The sequence below is a fragment of the Roseomonas populi genome, assembly GCF_024594815.1.
GTDB classification, from domain to species: domain Bacteria; phylum Pseudomonadota; class Alphaproteobacteria; order Acetobacterales; family Acetobacteraceae; genus Roseomonas; species Roseomonas populi.
This window is the reverse complement of record NZ_JANJOU010000004.1, coordinates 277,894-293,284: the sequence shown is the minus strand read 5'-3', so window position 1 is coordinate 293,284 and position 15,391 is coordinate 277,894. Positions and strand designations below refer to the sequence as shown.

At 72.4% G+C, this 15,391-nt stretch carries 12 protein-coding genes; 6 read left to right on the top strand and 6 right to left on the bottom strand.

What is annotated here, in order from left to right:
- Positions 1 to 115 precede the first annotated feature (115 nt).
- Both argC and NRP21_RS08780 read left to right on the top strand, forming a co-directional pair.
- A complete protein-coding gene (gene argC / locus NRP21_RS08785; RefSeq protein ID WP_257715802.1) occupies positions 116 to 1,072 on the top strand; it encodes an N-acetyl-gamma-glutamyl-phosphate reductase in 957 nt (318 codons plus the stop codon).
- 29 nt (positions 1,073 to 1,101) lie between these two features.
- Positions 1,102 to 1,590, top strand: a complete 489-nt coding sequence (locus NRP21_RS08780; RefSeq protein WP_257715814.1) for a gamma carbonic anhydrase family protein — start codon at positions 1,102 to 1,104, stop codon at positions 1,588 to 1,590.
- A gap of 10 nt (positions 1,591 to 1,600) precedes the next feature.
- On the opposite strand, the gene NRP21_RS08775 is transcribed toward NRP21_RS08780, so the two are convergent.
- From NRP21_RS08775 to NRP21_RS08755, 5 genes are all read right to left on the bottom strand, one after another.
- Positions 1,601 to 2,347 carry a DUF6065 family protein gene (locus NRP21_RS08775; protein WP_257715801.1) on the bottom strand — a complete coding sequence of 249 codons (747 nt, stop codon included), beginning with the start codon at positions 2,345 to 2,347 and terminating at the stop codon, positions 1,601 to 1,603.
- Between the two features lie 10 nt (positions 2,348 to 2,357).
- Complete coding sequence (locus tag NRP21_RS08770; RefSeq protein ID WP_257715800.1) at positions 2,358 to 2,825, bottom strand: hypothetical protein; 468 nt, start codon at positions 2,823 to 2,825, stop codon at positions 2,358 to 2,360.
- 80 nt (positions 2,826 to 2,905) lie between these two features.
- The gene (locus tag NRP21_RS08765) at positions 2,906 to 4,111 is read right to left on the bottom strand and encodes an MFS transporter (RefSeq protein ID WP_257715799.1); all 1,206 of its coding nucleotides are present in this window, start codon (positions 4,109 to 4,111) and stop codon (positions 2,906 to 2,908) included.
- Between the two features lie 108 nt (positions 4,112 to 4,219).
- Positions 4,220 to 4,672 (bottom strand): thioredoxin-dependent thiol peroxidase, encoded by a 453-nt coding sequence (bcp, locus tag NRP21_RS08760; RefSeq protein WP_257715798.1) that lies wholly within the window; start codon positions 4,670 to 4,672, stop codon positions 4,220 to 4,222.
- Complete coding sequence (locus tag NRP21_RS08755) at positions 4,669 to 7,662, bottom strand: bifunctional [glutamine synthetase] adenylyltransferase/[glutamine synthetase]-adenylyl-L-tyrosine phosphorylase (RefSeq protein WP_257715797.1); 2,994 nt, start codon at positions 7,660 to 7,662, stop codon at positions 4,669 to 4,671. The genes bcp and NRP21_RS08755 overlap by 4 nt, the downstream gene beginning before the upstream one ends.
- A gap of 17 nt (positions 7,663 to 7,679) precedes the next feature.
- Between NRP21_RS08755 and NRP21_RS08750 the strand changes: the two genes are divergently transcribed.
- The 4 genes from NRP21_RS08750 (at position 7,680) to NRP21_RS08735 (ending at position 13,807) form a co-directional block, all read left to right on the top strand.
- Complete coding sequence (locus NRP21_RS08750; protein ID WP_257715796.1) at positions 7,680 to 10,910, top strand: AsmA-like C-terminal region-containing protein; 3,231 nt, start codon at positions 7,680 to 7,682, stop codon at positions 10,908 to 10,910.
- 64 nt (positions 10,911 to 10,974) lie between these two features.
- Positions 10,975 to 11,979: a TRAP transporter substrate-binding protein DctP gene (gene dctP / locus NRP21_RS08745; protein ID WP_257715795.1), complete on the top strand. Its 1,005-nt coding sequence runs from the start codon at positions 10,975 to 10,977 to the stop codon at positions 11,977 to 11,979.
- A 3-nt stretch (positions 11,980 to 11,982) separates the two neighbouring features.
- Complete coding sequence (locus tag NRP21_RS08740; protein ID WP_257715794.1) at positions 11,983 to 12,516, top strand: TRAP transporter small permease; 534 nt, start codon at positions 11,983 to 11,985, stop codon at positions 12,514 to 12,516.
- Between the two features lie 10 nt (positions 12,517 to 12,526).
- Positions 12,527 to 13,807 (top strand): TRAP transporter large permease, encoded by a 1,281-nt coding sequence (locus tag NRP21_RS08735; protein WP_257715793.1) that lies wholly within the window; start codon positions 12,527 to 12,529, stop codon positions 13,805 to 13,807.
- A 3-nt stretch (positions 13,808 to 13,810) separates the two neighbouring features.
- Here NRP21_RS08735 and NRP21_RS08730 read toward each other — a convergent pair whose 3' ends face one another.
- The gene (locus tag NRP21_RS08730; RefSeq protein WP_257715792.1) at positions 13,811 to 15,364 is read right to left on the bottom strand and encodes a sensor domain-containing phosphodiesterase; all 1,554 of its coding nucleotides are present in this window, start codon (positions 15,362 to 15,364) and stop codon (positions 13,811 to 13,813) included.
- Positions 15,365 to 15,391 lie beyond the last annotated feature (27 nt).

Sequence of the window (15,391 nt, the reverse complement as noted above, 5' to 3'; positions counted from 1 at the left end):
GCACCGCTGCCCCGCCGTGGCCTGTAAACCGGGGGGGGCGGCCGGCGTGGCCCGCCCCTCTTGCGTTTCCGCAACCCCCAACCCCCATATTCATCCCCCCTTCAAGGAGGGCCGCATGGCCAAGGGCAGCATCCCCAGCGTCTTCATCGACGGCGAGTCCGGCACGACCGGGCTGCAGATCGTGGAGCGCCTCCAGGGGCGCCGAGACGTCCAGCTGCGCTCGCTTCCCCCGGAGCAGCGCAAGGACCCCGCGGCCAAGCGCGCCCTCTTCGCCGAGGTGGACGTGGTGATCCTCTGCCTACCTGACGCGGCGGCGAAGGAGGCCGCGGCGCTGGCCGCCGAGCTCGGGCCGCAGGCGCCCCGGCTGCTGGATGCCTCCACCGCGCACCGCGTGAACCCGGACTGGGTCTATGGCGTGCCGGAGCTGGCTCCCGGCCAGCCCGCGAAGATCGCGGCTGCCGCGCGGGTGGCGAACCCTGGCTGCTACCCCACGGGAGGCATCCTGCTGCTGCGCCCGCTGGTCGATGCCGGCCTCCTGCCGAAGGACTATCCGGTCACCGTCAACGCCGTGTCCGGCTATTCCGGCGGGGGCAAGACGATGATCGCGGAGTTCGAGGGCGGCAGCGCTCCCTCCTTCGAGCTCTACGGGCTGGGGCTGGAGCACAAGCACCTGCCGGAGCTGCAGCACTACACCGGCCTGAACCGCCGCCCGATCTTCGTTCCCAGCGTCGGGGATTTCCGGCAGGGCATGCTGGTTTCCGTGCCGCTGCACCTCGACCTGCTGACGGGCAATCCGGCACCGGAGGCGCTGGAGGCGGCCCTCTCCCGCTACTACGAGGGCGCCGAGTACGTCCGCGTGCTTCCCACGGCCGGCGAGGCGAAGATCGAGCCGGAGGCGCTGAACGACACGAACCTGATCGAGCTGCGCGTCTATGGCAACGCGGCCCGTGGCCAGGCCGTGCTGGTGGCGCGGCTGGACAACCTCGGCAAGGGCGCCTCCGGCGCTGCGGTGCAGAACCTGGAGCTGATGCTCGGGCTCACGGCAGCGAAAGGCATGGAGAAGGCCGCTTGAGCGGACCTCTCTACCCCTTCAAGGGGAAGATGCCGGCCATCCACGCGACTGCGTGGGTGGCCCCTTCCGCCTCCGTCATCGGCGACGTCGCGATGGAGGAGGATGCCAGCGTCTGGTACGGCTGCGTGCTGCGCGGGGACACGAACTTCATCCGCATCGGCGCCCGCAGCAACGTGCAGGACGGCACGATCATCCACGTCAACGCCGGCACGATGCCTGCGGTGATCGGGGCGGACGTGACGATCGGGCACGCCTGCATCATCCACGCCTGCACGCTGGAGGACCGGGCCTTCGTCGGCATGGGTGCCACGGTGCTGGACAAGGCGGTGATTCGCGAAGGCGGGATGCTCGGCGCCGGTGGGCTGTTGGCCCCGGGGAAGGTGATCGGGCCCAACGAGCTCTGGCTCGGCTCCCCCGCCCGCCTGGCCCGCGTCATGACGGCGGAGGAGCGCGCGCACTGGGACAAGACGGCGCCGCACTACGTCGCGCTCTCGAAGGAGCACCGCGCCAGCCTTTGAGGCGCTTGGTCTAGCCCGGCTCGAAGTCTCGGGGGCGGATGCGGGTGAGGTGGTCGTCGGAGGCCGCCTCGCCAATGCGGCCGCGGTGGTAGCCGCGCTGCCAGCCCTCGGCCCGGGCGGCGCTGCCCGGCTCCTTCAGCCCCGCGTTGAAGGCGCTGCGGGACTTGCTCCAGGCGCCATAGGCCTCCTGAAGCTCGGGCTCGGCGGCGATGGGGCGCGTTATCGGCACCACGCGCGCGATGAGGTCGCGCGGGATGGGGAAGAGAAGGCAGACGGGCTCGCCCGCGGCGAAGCGCACGGGGTGGCGCGGGCGGGTGAAGCGCCAGTTCATGGTGAAGGTGGCAGGCGACCAGTCCGTCTCCACGATCCCGGTGAGCGGGGCGATTCCGTCCTTTGGCAGGTTGGTCGGGCCGGAAACCCACAGGCTGATGCCGGGGTCGGTGCGGAACAGCAGGTCGATGTGGAAGGTCAGTACCCCCGCGCCGAAATGGCTGACGGGGGTGGGGCGGCCAGGCCTTTCCGTTCGGATGGCTATGTCCGCGGGGTCGGGGCCGCCATTCCACACGGCCTCGAACGAGCCTTCCGTCACCACCTCCCAGCCATGGGCGTTGGCGATGGTCAGCGGCAGGCAGCGGTTGGCGAAGCCCTGCGGGGTCGCATCCATCCAGTCCCGCCGCGTGGGCGCGGCGCGCAGGCGCGGCGGGCTGGCGTTGAGTGCGTGGGCGGTCAGCCGGAGAGGAGGCGCGTCGTCCGGCATGGGCCCGGACTCAGTTCCCGGTGGTGCAGCGCTTCAGAGGGCTGGGGAACTCCGCGCAGTTGGGGAAGACGATCTCGTTCGGGCCCCGGCGCTCGACGCGGAGGACGTTGGGGTTGGCGCAGCCGAAGGCGCTGTCGGGCGGCAGGCGGTTGCCGAGCGGCAGGACGGAGGCGGCGGCGGGGGCGAGGCGGAACTCGACCGCGTTGGGGTCGCCGGAGACCGTCTCGATCAGGCGCTGGCGATAGGGCACCTCCAGCAGCGAGACGCGCATGACGACGTCACGCGTGAAGACAACGGTGGGCTGGGCGTTGCAGGCCGCGCCCTCCGTGTCGGTGGCGGGGAAGATGCCGCCGGTCCAAGTGCCGAACAGCCACGCATGGGGCGCGGCCTGGGCCTGCGCCTGGGGTTGCTGGGCATCCGCCGCTGCCAGAGGGGCGGCGAGGGCCGCCACCAGAATCCACTTCGCCCAACGCTGCATCACTCGCCCCTCAGAATACCTGGACCGGGTGGAGAAAAGGGGAGGATGCGCCGCCTGTCCACCCCGGCCAATGCTTCGTTTCAGGCCGCCGCGGGGCGAGGAGCCGGCGCGGGCTCCCTCAGCGGCAGGTGAATGAGGGCGGCGAAGACGCCGGCGGCGACGGAGAGCATCCACATAGCGTCGTAGCTCCCGGTGCGGTCGAAGATGAGGCCGGGGAGCCAGGCGCCAAGAAACCCGCCGACCTGGTGGCCGAGGAAGACGAGGCCAAAGATCGTGGCCAGCCAGCGCGTGCCGAAGAGCCGGGCGCAGAGGGCGACGGTGGGCGGCACGGTGGAGAGCCAGAGGACCCCCATCAGGGCGGAGAAGACAAGGATGGAGCCGGTGGTCTTCTCCGCGGCGAAGAAGAAGACGGCCATGACGAGGGCGCGCAGGCCGTAGATGGCCACCAGCAGCTCCCGCCGCCGCCACCTCTGGGTCAGCTCCCCCGCGCCGAGGGAGCCGATGACGTTGAACAGCCCGATGAGGGAGATGGCCCAGGCCCCGACCTGGGTGGGCAGGTGGCAGAGGGCCACGAAGCCCGGCAGGTGGACCGCAAGGAAGGAGACGTGCAGCCCGCAGACGAAGAAGCCGAAGAAGAGGCACCAGAACATGCGGGAGCGGAAGGCGCGGGCCAGCGCGACGCGGGCGGGCTCGTCATCCACCGTGGCGGCTTTGGCCTGGGTGGGGCGCCCGGCCAGAGGGAGGGCGAGGGGAACCATCAGCAGCGCGGCACCGGCCATGCCGAACAGGGCCGCCTGCCATCCGAAGCCCGTGAGGGCAGCGCCGGAGAGCGGGACGACGAGGAACTGGCCGAGCGAGGACCCGGCCGTGCCGAGGGCCGCCGCGCGGCCGCGCATGGATTCCGGCAGCTGGCGGGTGAGGGAGGCGACGATGACGGGCATGCCCGCCGCGGAGACGGCGACGCCCATCACCAGCCCGGCGAAGAAGGTGAAGGTACCGAGGCCGGGCGAGAGCGCCATGCCGGCGATGCCCGCCGCGTAGAGCAGGGCGCCGCCCATGACGACGACACGGCCCCCGAAGCGGTCGGCCAGCTGGCCGACCAGGGGCTGGCTGAAGCCGTTCATCAGCACCTGCACGGCGATGGCCAGCGCGAAGCCGCTGGTGGACCAGCCCAGGGCGGTGGTCATGGGCGCGAGATAGAGGCCGAAGGACTGGCGCAGCCCCATGGCGATGGCGGCGCAGCCGACGGCGAGCGCCAGCAGGAGGACGAGTGACCGGCTTTGCATGGTGCTGCGCTTCCCCGACCCATTTCGATCGAGGCTAGCCGGGCGGCCCGGCGTGGTCCAACGCGCACGGCGCGGGGCAGGGGTGCCGCCGGCCGTGGGGGCGGGGCTTCAGGCCGCGCCCAGCAGCAGGGCCGCGTGCTCGGCCGGCTTCACCTTGCGCCAGATCGCCTTCACGGTGCCGTCCTCTCCAACCAGGAAGGTGCTGCGCTCCATGCCCATGTACTTGCGGCCGTACATGGATTTCTCGACCCAGGTCCCATAGGCGTTGGCGAGCGACTGCTCGGCATCGGAGGCCAACGGGAAGGTGAGGCCGAACTTCTTCGCGAAGGCATCCAGCTTCTTCACCGGGTCCGGCGAGACGCCGATCACGGTGATCCCGGCCTTCTGCAGGGCCTCCAGGTTCTCTTGCACGCCCTGGGCTTGCACCGTGCAGCCGGAGGTGTCCGCCTTCGGGTAGAAGTACAGGGCGTAGCGCCTTCCGCGCAGCAGCGCGGCGCTGACGCGGCCGCCGCCATTCGCGGGCAGGTCGAACTCCGGCGCCTTTTCCCCGACCTCGATCATGCGGCCCCCTTCACCAACAGCCGCCCGAGGTGGCGCTCGAAGGATTCGCGCACGCCGGAGGCGACCCGGCGCATCTGCTCGCGCAGGCAGGCCAGGTCAACGGGCGCCCCGCCCTCCTGCCCGCCGCAGGCGGGGGCCAGGCCGTGGATCAGGACGGGAATGGCGGCGGCGGGCAACTCCTCGCCGCGCGGGCGGCCGACGGTGAGGCGCAGAAGGGAGAGCAGGCTGCGCCAGAAGTGGTCGGCGCGGATCAGGGCCTCCGCCTCCTCCTGGGGCAGGATTCCCGCGCGGGCGAGGTTGGCCAGGGCGTCGCGCGTGGCGGGAGCGACGATCTTCGGGTGCTCGGCGGCATTGGCGCATTGCAGGGCCTGGGCGATGAACTCCACCTCAACCAGCCCACCGGGGATCGCCTTCACGTCCCAGGGGCCCTCGGGTGGCAGGTCGCGCAGCATGCGCTGGCGCATGGCGACCGCGTCCGCGATCGCCTGCGGGCCGGCATGGATGGAGAGGGCCTCGCGGCAGCACTCGGCGATGCGCTTGCGCAGGGCGGGCGGGCCGGCAACGGGGCGGGCGCGGGTGAGGGCCATGCGCTCCCAGGTCCAGGCTTGCCCGCCCTCGCCCTCCTTCGGGCCGTGGTAGCGCTCGAAGGCGGCGATGCTGGCGGCCACGGGGCCTTTGTTGCCGGAAGGGCGGAGCCGCATGTCCACCTCGTAGGGCTTGCCCTCCGCCCCCGGGGCGGTCAGGGAGGCCACGAAGGCGGTGGCGAGGCGGGCGAAGTAGGTGGGGACGGGGAGGGGCTTCGCGCCGTCGCTCTCCGTCGCACCCTCCGCATGGTCATAGATGAGGACGAGGTCGAGGTCCGATCCCGGCAGCATCTCCCGCCCGCCGAGCTTGCCCATCGCCACCACCGCCACCGCGCCGCCGGGCACCTTGCCGTAGCGGGCGGCGAAGTCCCGGGCCACGACGGGAAGCAGGGTGGTGATGGCGGCGTCCGCCAGCTCGCTGCGGGCGATGCCGGCGGCGTCCACATCCAGCGCGCCCTCCAGCGCGGCCACGTCCACCTCGAACTTGCCCTCGGTGATGATGCGGCGGGCGGATTCCAGCGCCTCCTCGTAGTGGCGTGCGGCGCCGACGAGGGCGGGGAGCGCGGCGGCGGAGCCGCCCCGGACATTGGTGAGCAGGCCCTCCAGCGCGGCGGGGTCGCGGGCCAGGTGGTCCGCCAGGGCGGGGCCGGCGCCGAGAATCCCGGCCACCCGGTCCAGCAGGGCAGGATTGCGCTGAAAGAGGGAGAGGATCTGCACCCCGGCCGGCAGGCGCTCCAGCAGGCTGTCGAAGCGGGCCAGGGCCGCGTCGGGCTCGCGCTGGCGCGCGAAGGCGCCCAGCAGGGCGGGCATCAGGGCCGTCAGCAGCTCCCGCGCCCGCTCGCTGCGCGTGGCGCGCCGGTGGCCGTGGTGCCAGGCGCGCACGGTGGAGGAGGCGGCGGCGGGGTTGGCGTAACCCATCCCCCTCAGCGTCTCCAGCGTGCCGGGGTCATTCTCCGGCCCGGTGAAAACGAGGTTGCCGCCCGGCGTGCCCTCGCCACCAGGAAGGGAGAGGGCTGGAGCGACCTCGAACTGGCGGGAGTACTGGCTGGCAACGCGACGAAGGTGGCCGGTGAGAGCCGAGGAGAAGGCCTCCGTGTCCGGGAAGCCCATGAAGGAGGCGATCCGGGCCAGGCCGTCCGGGTCCTCCGGCAGCCTGTGGGTCTGGCGGTCCGCCACCATCTGAACGCGGTGTTCCACGTCCCGCAGGAAGACGTAGGCGTCGGCCAGCTCGGCCGCGGCGCGGCGGTCCATGCGGCCGGCGGCGGCCAGGGCCGCGAGGGCACCGAGCGTGGTGGGATCGCGCAGCGAGGGGTCGCGCCCGCCCCAGACGAGCTGGGCGACCTGGGCGGCGAACTCGATCTCCCGGATCCCGCCGCGGCCGAGTTTCACATCGTGGCCCGCCACGGCGATCTCCGCCCCGGCGCCGCGCTTGCTGCCGTGGACCGTGTGGATCTGGCGCTTGATGGAGTGGATGTCCGCGATCATCGCGAAGTCCAGGTGGCGCCGCCAGACGAAGGGGCGGATCTCCGCCAGGAAGGAGTCGCCCAGCGCCCGGTCCCCCGCGACGGGCCGGGCCTTCAGCATCGCGGCCCGCTCCCAGTTCTGGCCGAAGCTCTCATAATAGGCGATGGCGGCGGGGATGGAGACGGCCAGCGGCGTGGCGGCCGGGTCCGGCCGCAGGCGGAGATCGGTGCGGAAGACGTATCCCTCCGCCGTGCGTTCCTCCAGAAGGCGCACGAGGTCGCGCGCCAGGCGCACGAAGGCCGCCTGGGCGCGGTCGGGGTGCACCGCCGCCGCAGGATCGAAGAGGACCATCAGATCCACGTCCGACGAATAGTTCAGCTCGCGCCCGCCGAGCTTGCCCATGCCGAGCACGACGAGGCCCGAGCCACGGGCGAGGGCCTTCGGGTCGCGCTTGGCCGCGTTGGGCAGGTGAATCTCCCCGCGCCCGGCCGATTCGCGCAGCAGGTGCGCGCAGGCGAGGTCGATGCAGGTTTCCGCCAGGGTAGAGAGCGCGCCCGTGACCTGGTCCAGCCCCCACTCGCCCGAGAGGTCTGCCGCCGCCACGATGAGGGCGGCCTGGCGCTTCGCCTGGCGCAGGGCGGTGCCGAGCTGGGCGAAGCTGGCGGCGGGATCAGCGCGGCCCAGCGGGTCCAGCGCGGCCGCGAAGGCGGCCTCCGCGCCACGTTCCGCCAGGCGCAGCAGCGTGGTGGCCTCGCGCAGGGCGAGGTCGGCCAGGAAGGGCGAGTGGCCGCCCAGCGCCCCCAGCAGCGCGGCGCCGGCGGGGGATGCGGCATAGGCGGCCTCCGCCGTGCCGCGCGCGGTGAAGTCGGCGGTCAGCCGTTCCGCCGCTCCGGCATCGAAGGGTGTGGGCGGGTGGCGGCGTGCGGGCTCGGTTTCGGACATGCGCGGGAAGGCAAGGCGTGACGCGGCGTCTCGGTCAAGTGGGACGCTTCATTGGGCGTTCCATCCTGGGGGGCGTCTCCTTCCTGCTGCGGCTCGCGATGCTGCTGGTGCTGGTGGCCGGCGTGGGCGCCGCGGCGCTTGGGTGGCGGCTCGCGCAGGGGCCTCTGGCGGTGCCCTCCATCCCCGGGGTGAACCGGCTGGTGGCGGAACGGCTGGCGGGGCTGGCGCCGGGGCTGGAGTTCAGCTGGGGACAGGCCCTCCTGGCCTGGAAGGGCTGGGCGGATGGGGCGCCGCAACCGCTGGAGCTGCGGCTGGACGGGCTGCGGGCGAAGGACGGGGCGGGAAGCACGCGCGCCTCCCTCGGCTCCCTGGAGGCGAGCGTGGCGCTGCCGCCGCTGATGCGCGGGGTGGTGGCGCCCGTGCGGGTGGTGCTGCGCGAGCCGGTGGCGCTGCTGCGGCGGGACATGGGCGGGGCCCTCTCACTCGATCTCGGCATCTCCTCCGGGCCGCTGGATACGGCGGAACCGGGTGTCGCGGCACCGGAGGAAGGGGTGCGCGCGGGGACCGACGCGCTGGCCCAGATGCTGCGCGGCGACGATCCGAACTCCCCTTTCACGACATTACGAGAACTGCGGGTGGAGAACGGGGTGGTGCAGGTGCGGGACGATCCGCTGCGCCTCGCCTGGGCGATCCACGAGGTTTCGCTCCTCCTCACGCGGGGAGAGGACGGAGCGGTGGCGATGCGGGGCTCCGGCGGGTTGCGCCTGGCGGGGCAGGAGATCCCCGTGCGGATCGTCGGGCGCACGGCGGGGAGCCCGCTGGTCGCCGAAGCTTCGCTGGAGATCGAATCCGTGAGCCCGCCGGCGCTGGCGACCGCGCTGCCCTCCCTGCAGCCCCTGGCGGCGCTGGAGGCGGAACTGGGGGCGCGCTTCCAGGGGCGCTACGACTTCGGCAACGGCGATTTCGGAGGGCGGGTGGAGGTGCGCTCCTCGCCCGGGCGGATCGCGGCGGGGGAGCGGAGCACGCCCTTCGAGCAGGCGGAGCTGGTGCTGACGGGCGACGGGCGGCGGATCGCCGTGGAGCGCTTCGCCCTGGTCCTGCCGCCGGGGGCGCCCGGCCGGCCTTCGGCGCACGTCACCCTCTCCGGCGGGGCGGACCGGCAGGGCGAACGCTGGAAGGGGCGGGTGGAGCTCGGCATCGACGCGATCGCCGTGCCGGACCTGCGGATCTACTGGCCGCCCGGCCTGGCCGAGGGCGGGCGGCGCTGGATCACGGAGAACCTGACCACCGGGCTGGCGCGGGACGGGCGGTGGTTCGCGGAAGGGGAGGCGGCGGCCGACTTCTCCGACGCGCAGGTGACGGATGCGGGCGGCACGCTGCGGGCGGAGGGGCTGACGGTGCACTGGCTGCGCCCGGTGCCGCCGCTGGAGGGGGTGGACGGCACCGTCACCTTCTCGATGAAGGAGATCGTGATCCAGGCCAGGGCCGCGCGGCAGAGCGGCACGGCGCTGGCGGTTCCAGAGGCTCGCATCCGCATCTTCGACCTTGGCGTGCCGCTGCCCGATGTGGAGAAGGCGGATATCGAGGGGCGGATCACCGGGCCCTTCGCCGACGCCATCGCCCTGGTGCGCCACCCCCGGCTGCACCTGGCGGAGAAGGTGCCGGTTCGGCCGGAGCAGCTGGGCGGCACGCAGGAGACGCGGCTGACCATCACCGCCCTACCGTTGCTGAACGATCTGCCCATCGACGAGCTGAAACTCGAGACCCGGACCCGGATCACGAACGGGCGGGTGGCGAACGTGGCGGAGGGGCTTTCCGTGGAGCGGGCGCAACTCGATGTCGGGCTGACCGTGGACGGGATGACGGTCGCCGGCACGGCGCGCCTGGGGCCGGTGCCGGCGCGGCTGAAGGCGGAGCTGGATTTCCGCTCGGGGCCGCCAAGCCAGGTGACGGAGCGCGTGCAGGTGGAGGGGCGCGCCACGGCGGCGGACCTGGCGCGGTTCGGGGTGGATGTCTCGCCCTATCTCGGTGGGGCCTTCGGCTTCTCCGTGCAGGGCGAGCGGCAGCGCTCCAAGACCGTGCGGGCGACGGTGGCGGCCGACCTGCGTGAGGCCCGGATCGCGCTGAAGCCCTTCGACTACGCCAAGCCCGCCGGGGCGCCCGCGCGGGCGGAGGCCGTGGTGCGGTTGCGCGGCGAGGACCTGGAGGCGGTGGAGGGGCTGCGGATCGAGGGACCGGACCTCTCCGTGCGCGGCGGGGTGAACTTCCGGCCCGGCGGGGCCTTCGGCGGCGCGGAGCTGCTGGAGGCGCGGATCGGGCCGAGCCGGCTGGCCGGGCGCGTGGTCTCGCCGGGCGCATCGGGCGAGCCCTGGGATGTCCGGGTGCGAGGGACGCTGCTGGACGCGGAGGGGCTGCTACGCGACCTGGGCGGCGGGGATGAGAAAGGGCGTTCCTCCGGCCGGGATGCCGGCTCCACCCCGCTGCGCGTGGACGCGGCCATCGACCGGGTGCGGCTGGGCGGCGGGCGGGAGCTGGCGCCGGTACGGGCCCTGCTGTTCCGCGACGCGCGCGGCGTGATCCGGGAGGCGGCCCTCAGCGCCCGCGGCGTGCGGGGCGGCGGCATCGAGGCGGCGGTGGTGCCGCGCGGTGCCGGGCGGGCCATGGAGGCGCGGGCGGAAGGGCTGGGAACGCTGCTGCGGGACCTCGGCGTGTTCGACGCGGTGGACGGGGGCAACTTCCACGCCTCCGGCACCTGGTCAGGCAACGAGCCGAACTCGCCGCTCACGGGCGTCGCGGAGTTGCGCGACTTCGGGGTGCGGGAAGCGGCCTCAATCGGGAAGTTCCTGCAGGCGCTCTCGATCTACGGCATCCCCGAGGCGGTGCGGGGGCCGGGCCTGCGCTTCACCGTGGCGAGCGCCCCCTTCACCTATACGCCCCAGGCGTTGACGCTGACGGATGCGCGGGCTGTCTCGGCCTCGCTGGGCTTCACCGTGGGCGGGCGGGTGCTGCTGGAGGCGGAGCGCATCGATCTTCGCGGGACCATCGTGCCCTCCTATGCGGTGAACTCGGCCCTGGGGCGCATCCCCGGCATCGGGCAGCTATTCACGGCGGAGCGGAACGGGGGGCTCTTTGCCGCTAATTTCCGCGTGACCGGTAAGATGGACGATCCGGACCTGCAGCTCGACCCGCTCTCGCTCCTCGCGCCCGGGGCACTGCGGGGACTGTTGCCCGGGGCGCAGGAGCGATGACGCGCGCTTGACCGGCGGAAGGTGGGGGGCCAAACCGGGCCAAACGTAATCCGGAGGACGCCCGATGGCCTCTCGACGTAACTTTCTTGCTCTGCCGCTGGCTGCCGCGCTGCCGCTCCCGGCTGTCCGGGCCGCGCAGGCCCAGTCCGCGACGGTGATGCGGCTGTCGCACCAGTACCCGCCTTCCCACCACATCGCCGGCGTGCTGGCGCGCTTCGCGGAGGAGGTGAAGGCGCGCAGCAACGGCGCGGTGGACGTGCAGGTCTTCCCGGCCGAGCAGCTGGCGAAGGTGGCGGAGAATTTTCCGGGCGTGGCGCGGGGCGCCTTCGAGGCGGCGGTCGCGACGAACTTCACCTGGGGCAACACCATCCCCGAGATGTCCGCGCAGACCATTCCCTTCTTCTTCGCGGGGCTGGACCAGAACCGGCGCTTTCCCCAGTCCGAGGCGCGGAAGTTCCTGGACGGCGTCACGGCACGGCGGGCGGTACGCTCCGTGGCGTGGCTGTTCACGACGAACCGGGCGATCTTCACCTCTCAGAAGGCCCCGCTGGTCAACACGGCGGATTTCCGCGGGGTGAAGATCCGCGGGATCAACAGCCTGATCGACAACGCGCTGGTCGCCGTAGGCGCGGCGCCCGCCGCGACGCCGGCGCCGGAGGTGGTGGGCGCGCTGCAGTCCGGCGTGCTGGATGCGGGGTTGACGGATGTCTCCGCCGCCGTGTCCCGCCGCTTCTACGAGGTGCAGAAGTACGGCACAGTCTCGCCCTTCTTCGCCGTCTCCACCCAGGTCTATGTGAACCCGCGCTGGTGGGACCGGCTGCCGGCGGAACAGCGCGGCGTGATCGAGGCGGCGCTGGCCAGGGCAGAGGCGGAGTCCGTGGATGTGACGGTGCGGACCGCCGACGCGGCCGTGGGCGAGCTGCGCGAGAAGGGCATGACGATCACCGAGCAGACGCCGGAGCAGGTGGCGGCCTGGCAGGCGGCGATGCAGAAGCCCGTCATGGACGCCTTCCTGAAGTCCGCACCGGAGAGCGGGCCGCGGCTGCTGGAATTGCTGCGGGCCGTCTGATCCATGCAGCGCGCCGTCGGCCTTCTCTCCCGCTTTGCCTGCGGGCTGGCCTCGCTCTCCACCGTGGTCTGCCTGGTGCTGATCGGGTTCTCCGTCGGCGCACGCTACCTGTTCCATACGCCCCAGCCCTGGGTGGACAAGGTGGCGGGGTGGCTAGTGGTGGCGCTGGTGCTGCTGGCGGCGCCGGAGGCGCAGCGGCGCTTCGAGCATATCGGGGTGGACGTGGCCGTCTCCCGGCTGGGGCCAGGGCTGGCGCGGGCGGCGCATGTGGTCGGCGCCGCCTCCGTGGCCGTGGTGGCGGCCATCCTGCTCTGGGCTGGGTGGGAGATGGTGGAGTTCTCCTTGATGGTCGGGCTGATGACCGACATCCCCGGCGTGCCGGAGTGGTGGGTGCAGGTCCTGCTGCCGGTCGGCGCGGCGGTGCTGCTGCTGGTTTCCCTGGCGCAGTGCCTGGTGCTGCTGACCGGCGGCACGCCGGATCACCTGCCCACCGGTGACGAGGAGCTGCCGCGCGATACGTTGGCGCGGGGCGAATAGGCGACTTTCGATGTCCTTCCTGATCCTGATGGCCGCGCTGATCGGCCTGCTGTATCTCGGCCTGCCGATGTTCGCGGCGCTGTTCCTGCTGCCGCTGGGCGTGCTGCTCTACGTAGAGGGCGGCATTCCCGCACTGGGCGAGATCGTCATCGGGAACCTCAACGGCTACCTGCTGGTGGCCATCCCGCTCTTCATGATGATGGCGCATGTGATGGTGCGCGGGCGGGTGGTGGACGACCTCTACGGCGCCGCCTTCGCGCTGCTGCGGAACGTGCGCGGCGGCGTGGGCATCGCGACGGTGGTGGCCTGCACGATCTTCGCGGCGATCTGCGGGTCCTCGGTCGCCACGGCGCTGACCATCGGCAAGATCGCCATCCCGCAGATGCTGCGCTACGGCATGTCCCGCCGGGGTGCCTTCGGGGTGGTCGCGGGGGGCGGGACGCTCGGCATCCTCATCCCGCCTTCCGCGCCCATGGTGCTCTACGCTTTCGTGACCGAGACAAGCGTGGGGGCGCTGTTCCTGGCGGGGGTGGTGCCCGGGCTGATGATGGCGCTGGTCTTCGCCGCCTATGTCTGGATCACGGAGAAGCGGGCGGTTGCGCCGGCGGACGAGCCGCCGCCGGAGCGCATCGGCACCTCCATCCGGCGCGCGGGGTGGTCCATGACGCTGCCGATCTTCGTGCTGGGCGGCATCTACATGGGCGTCTTCACCGCTACGGAGGCGGCGGGGGCGGGGACGATCTATGCCATCATCATCGCGGCCGCGATCTACCGCACCATCACCTGGCGCGACCTTTGGGACGGGGTGCAGGACGCGACGCGGACCAGCGCGATGCTGCTGCTGATCATCGCGGGCGCGGCCGTTTACGGCTACATGCTGACGAAGCTGCGCATCCCGCAGGAGCTGGCGGCGCTGGTGACGGATATGGGGCTTTCCCGCACCGGCTTCCTGATCGCGATGATGGTGCTGCTGTTCCTGCTGGGGCTGGTGCTGGAGAGCTTCTCCATCATCCTGCTGACCATGCCCGCCATCATGCCGGCCATGGCGGTGCTGGGCATCGACAAGGTGTGGTACGGGGTGCTGCTGACGCTCTCGTTGGAGATGGCGCTGATTTCGCCGCCCGTCGCGATGAACCTCGTGGTGATCAAGGCGATCACGGGGGCGCCGCTGAGCGAGGTGAACCGCTCCATCATTCCCTACATGCTGATGCTGGCGGCCGGGACCGCGCTGCTGATCGCCTTCCCCGATATCGCGCTGTGGCTGCCGCGGCAGGCGGGGTATGGCGGGTAGGGGCTATCCGGCGGGAAGGGGGCCGGGGCGGGCGAAAAGGTAGCCCTGCGCCATCTCCACGCCGAGCGAGGCCATGACGGCGGCGTGCTCCTCCGTCTCCACCTGCTCCGCGATCACGCGGGCGCCAACGGCGAGGCTGAGATCGACCATGCTGGCGACGAAGGAGCGGTCCTTCTCGCTCCGAAGCGCGGCCTGAACATAGGCGCCGTCCACCTTCACCCAATCCACCGCGAAGTTCCGGAGATAGCGGAAGGCAGCGGCGCCGGCGCCGAAATCATCGATGCAGAGGGCGATGCCGCGGTCCCGAAGCATGTCGATCGTGGCCCGGGCGGCGGCCTCGTCTTCCACCTCGACCGACTCCGTCAGTTCCACCATCAGGCGCGGCACGATGGCGGCGCGGGAGTCCAGCCGGACCGCCAGCGCATCCCGGAACCGGGGGCTCTGCATGGACAGGCCTGAGACGTTCAGGGCGATATGGGAACTTGGCGCGAAGCGGAGCGCATCCAGCACCGTATCGGCCACGGCGAGGTCCAGCTCCTCGGTGAGGCCCACGGTCTCGGCACAGCGGATGAATTCCTCCACCCCGGCGCCTTTCGGGCGAAGCAGCGCCTCGTAGTGGTGCACGGCGCGCTGCCGCAGGTCCACGATGGGCTGGTAGAGGAGGTCGAAGCGGCGTTCGGCGATGGCGCGCCGCACCTCCCCGGCCCGTGCGGTGATCTGGCGCAGGGATTCCGCGAGGCCGTTCTCCGGCACGCCCTCCAAGCCCTGGCCGGCGAAGCGGGAGAGGGCGTGGCGTAGCGCGCGCGTGGCCTGAGCCTGAGTGAGCTCCGCCGTGTACAGCGGGAGGCTCCGGGCAGTGACGTCGCCGGGCAGGCCGTGGGCGCCAAGCACGGCCTCCATCCGCGCGGCGAGGGCTGTGAGGTCGGCGCCGTCGCCGCCGATCAACAGACCGTAGCGGCCCCTTGCCAAACGGCCCGTGAAGGCGCCGCCCTCTGCCAGCAGGGCGGCATCCAGCGCCCCTTCCACTTCCGGCCTGGTACCGAGCGCCCGCTGGATCTCCTTCGGCACGTCGATCAGGGCGAGCGTGCCCTGCGCCCCGGGGCCGAGTGCGCCGGCGGCGGCGCGGGTGAAGACGGCCTGTTCCGCCACGGTGACCGGCTGAGGCGGGGCGGGCAGGGGACCCAGCGTGATGCAGAAGCGGCCCCGGGGACCAGCGGGGGCAAGGCCCGCGAGGGAGAAGGCGGCGCGCCGCGGGCCGTTCAGCCGGATGGAGGTGGGCGGCAGGCGCCCGCGCTTGGCGATGATCTGCATCGCCAAGCCGAGCGCCGCACGCTCCTCCGCCGCGATCAGGCTCTCCATCGGGCGGCCGATAAGGTTCTCCGGCGCCTCGTTGAGGTGGTGGCGGAAGGCCCCGGCGGCGAAGGTGATCACGCCCTGCGGGTCTGTCTCCACCAGCAGGTCCGCCGCGGCGAAGGCGAAGGTGACGAAGATGTCCCGCGGGTCCGCGGCCGTTCTGCGGGCGGAACCGGACGGTGCGGGCGCGCGGGCGGCTTCCATGGATGCAGGCTAGGCGGCCCGGGTGAA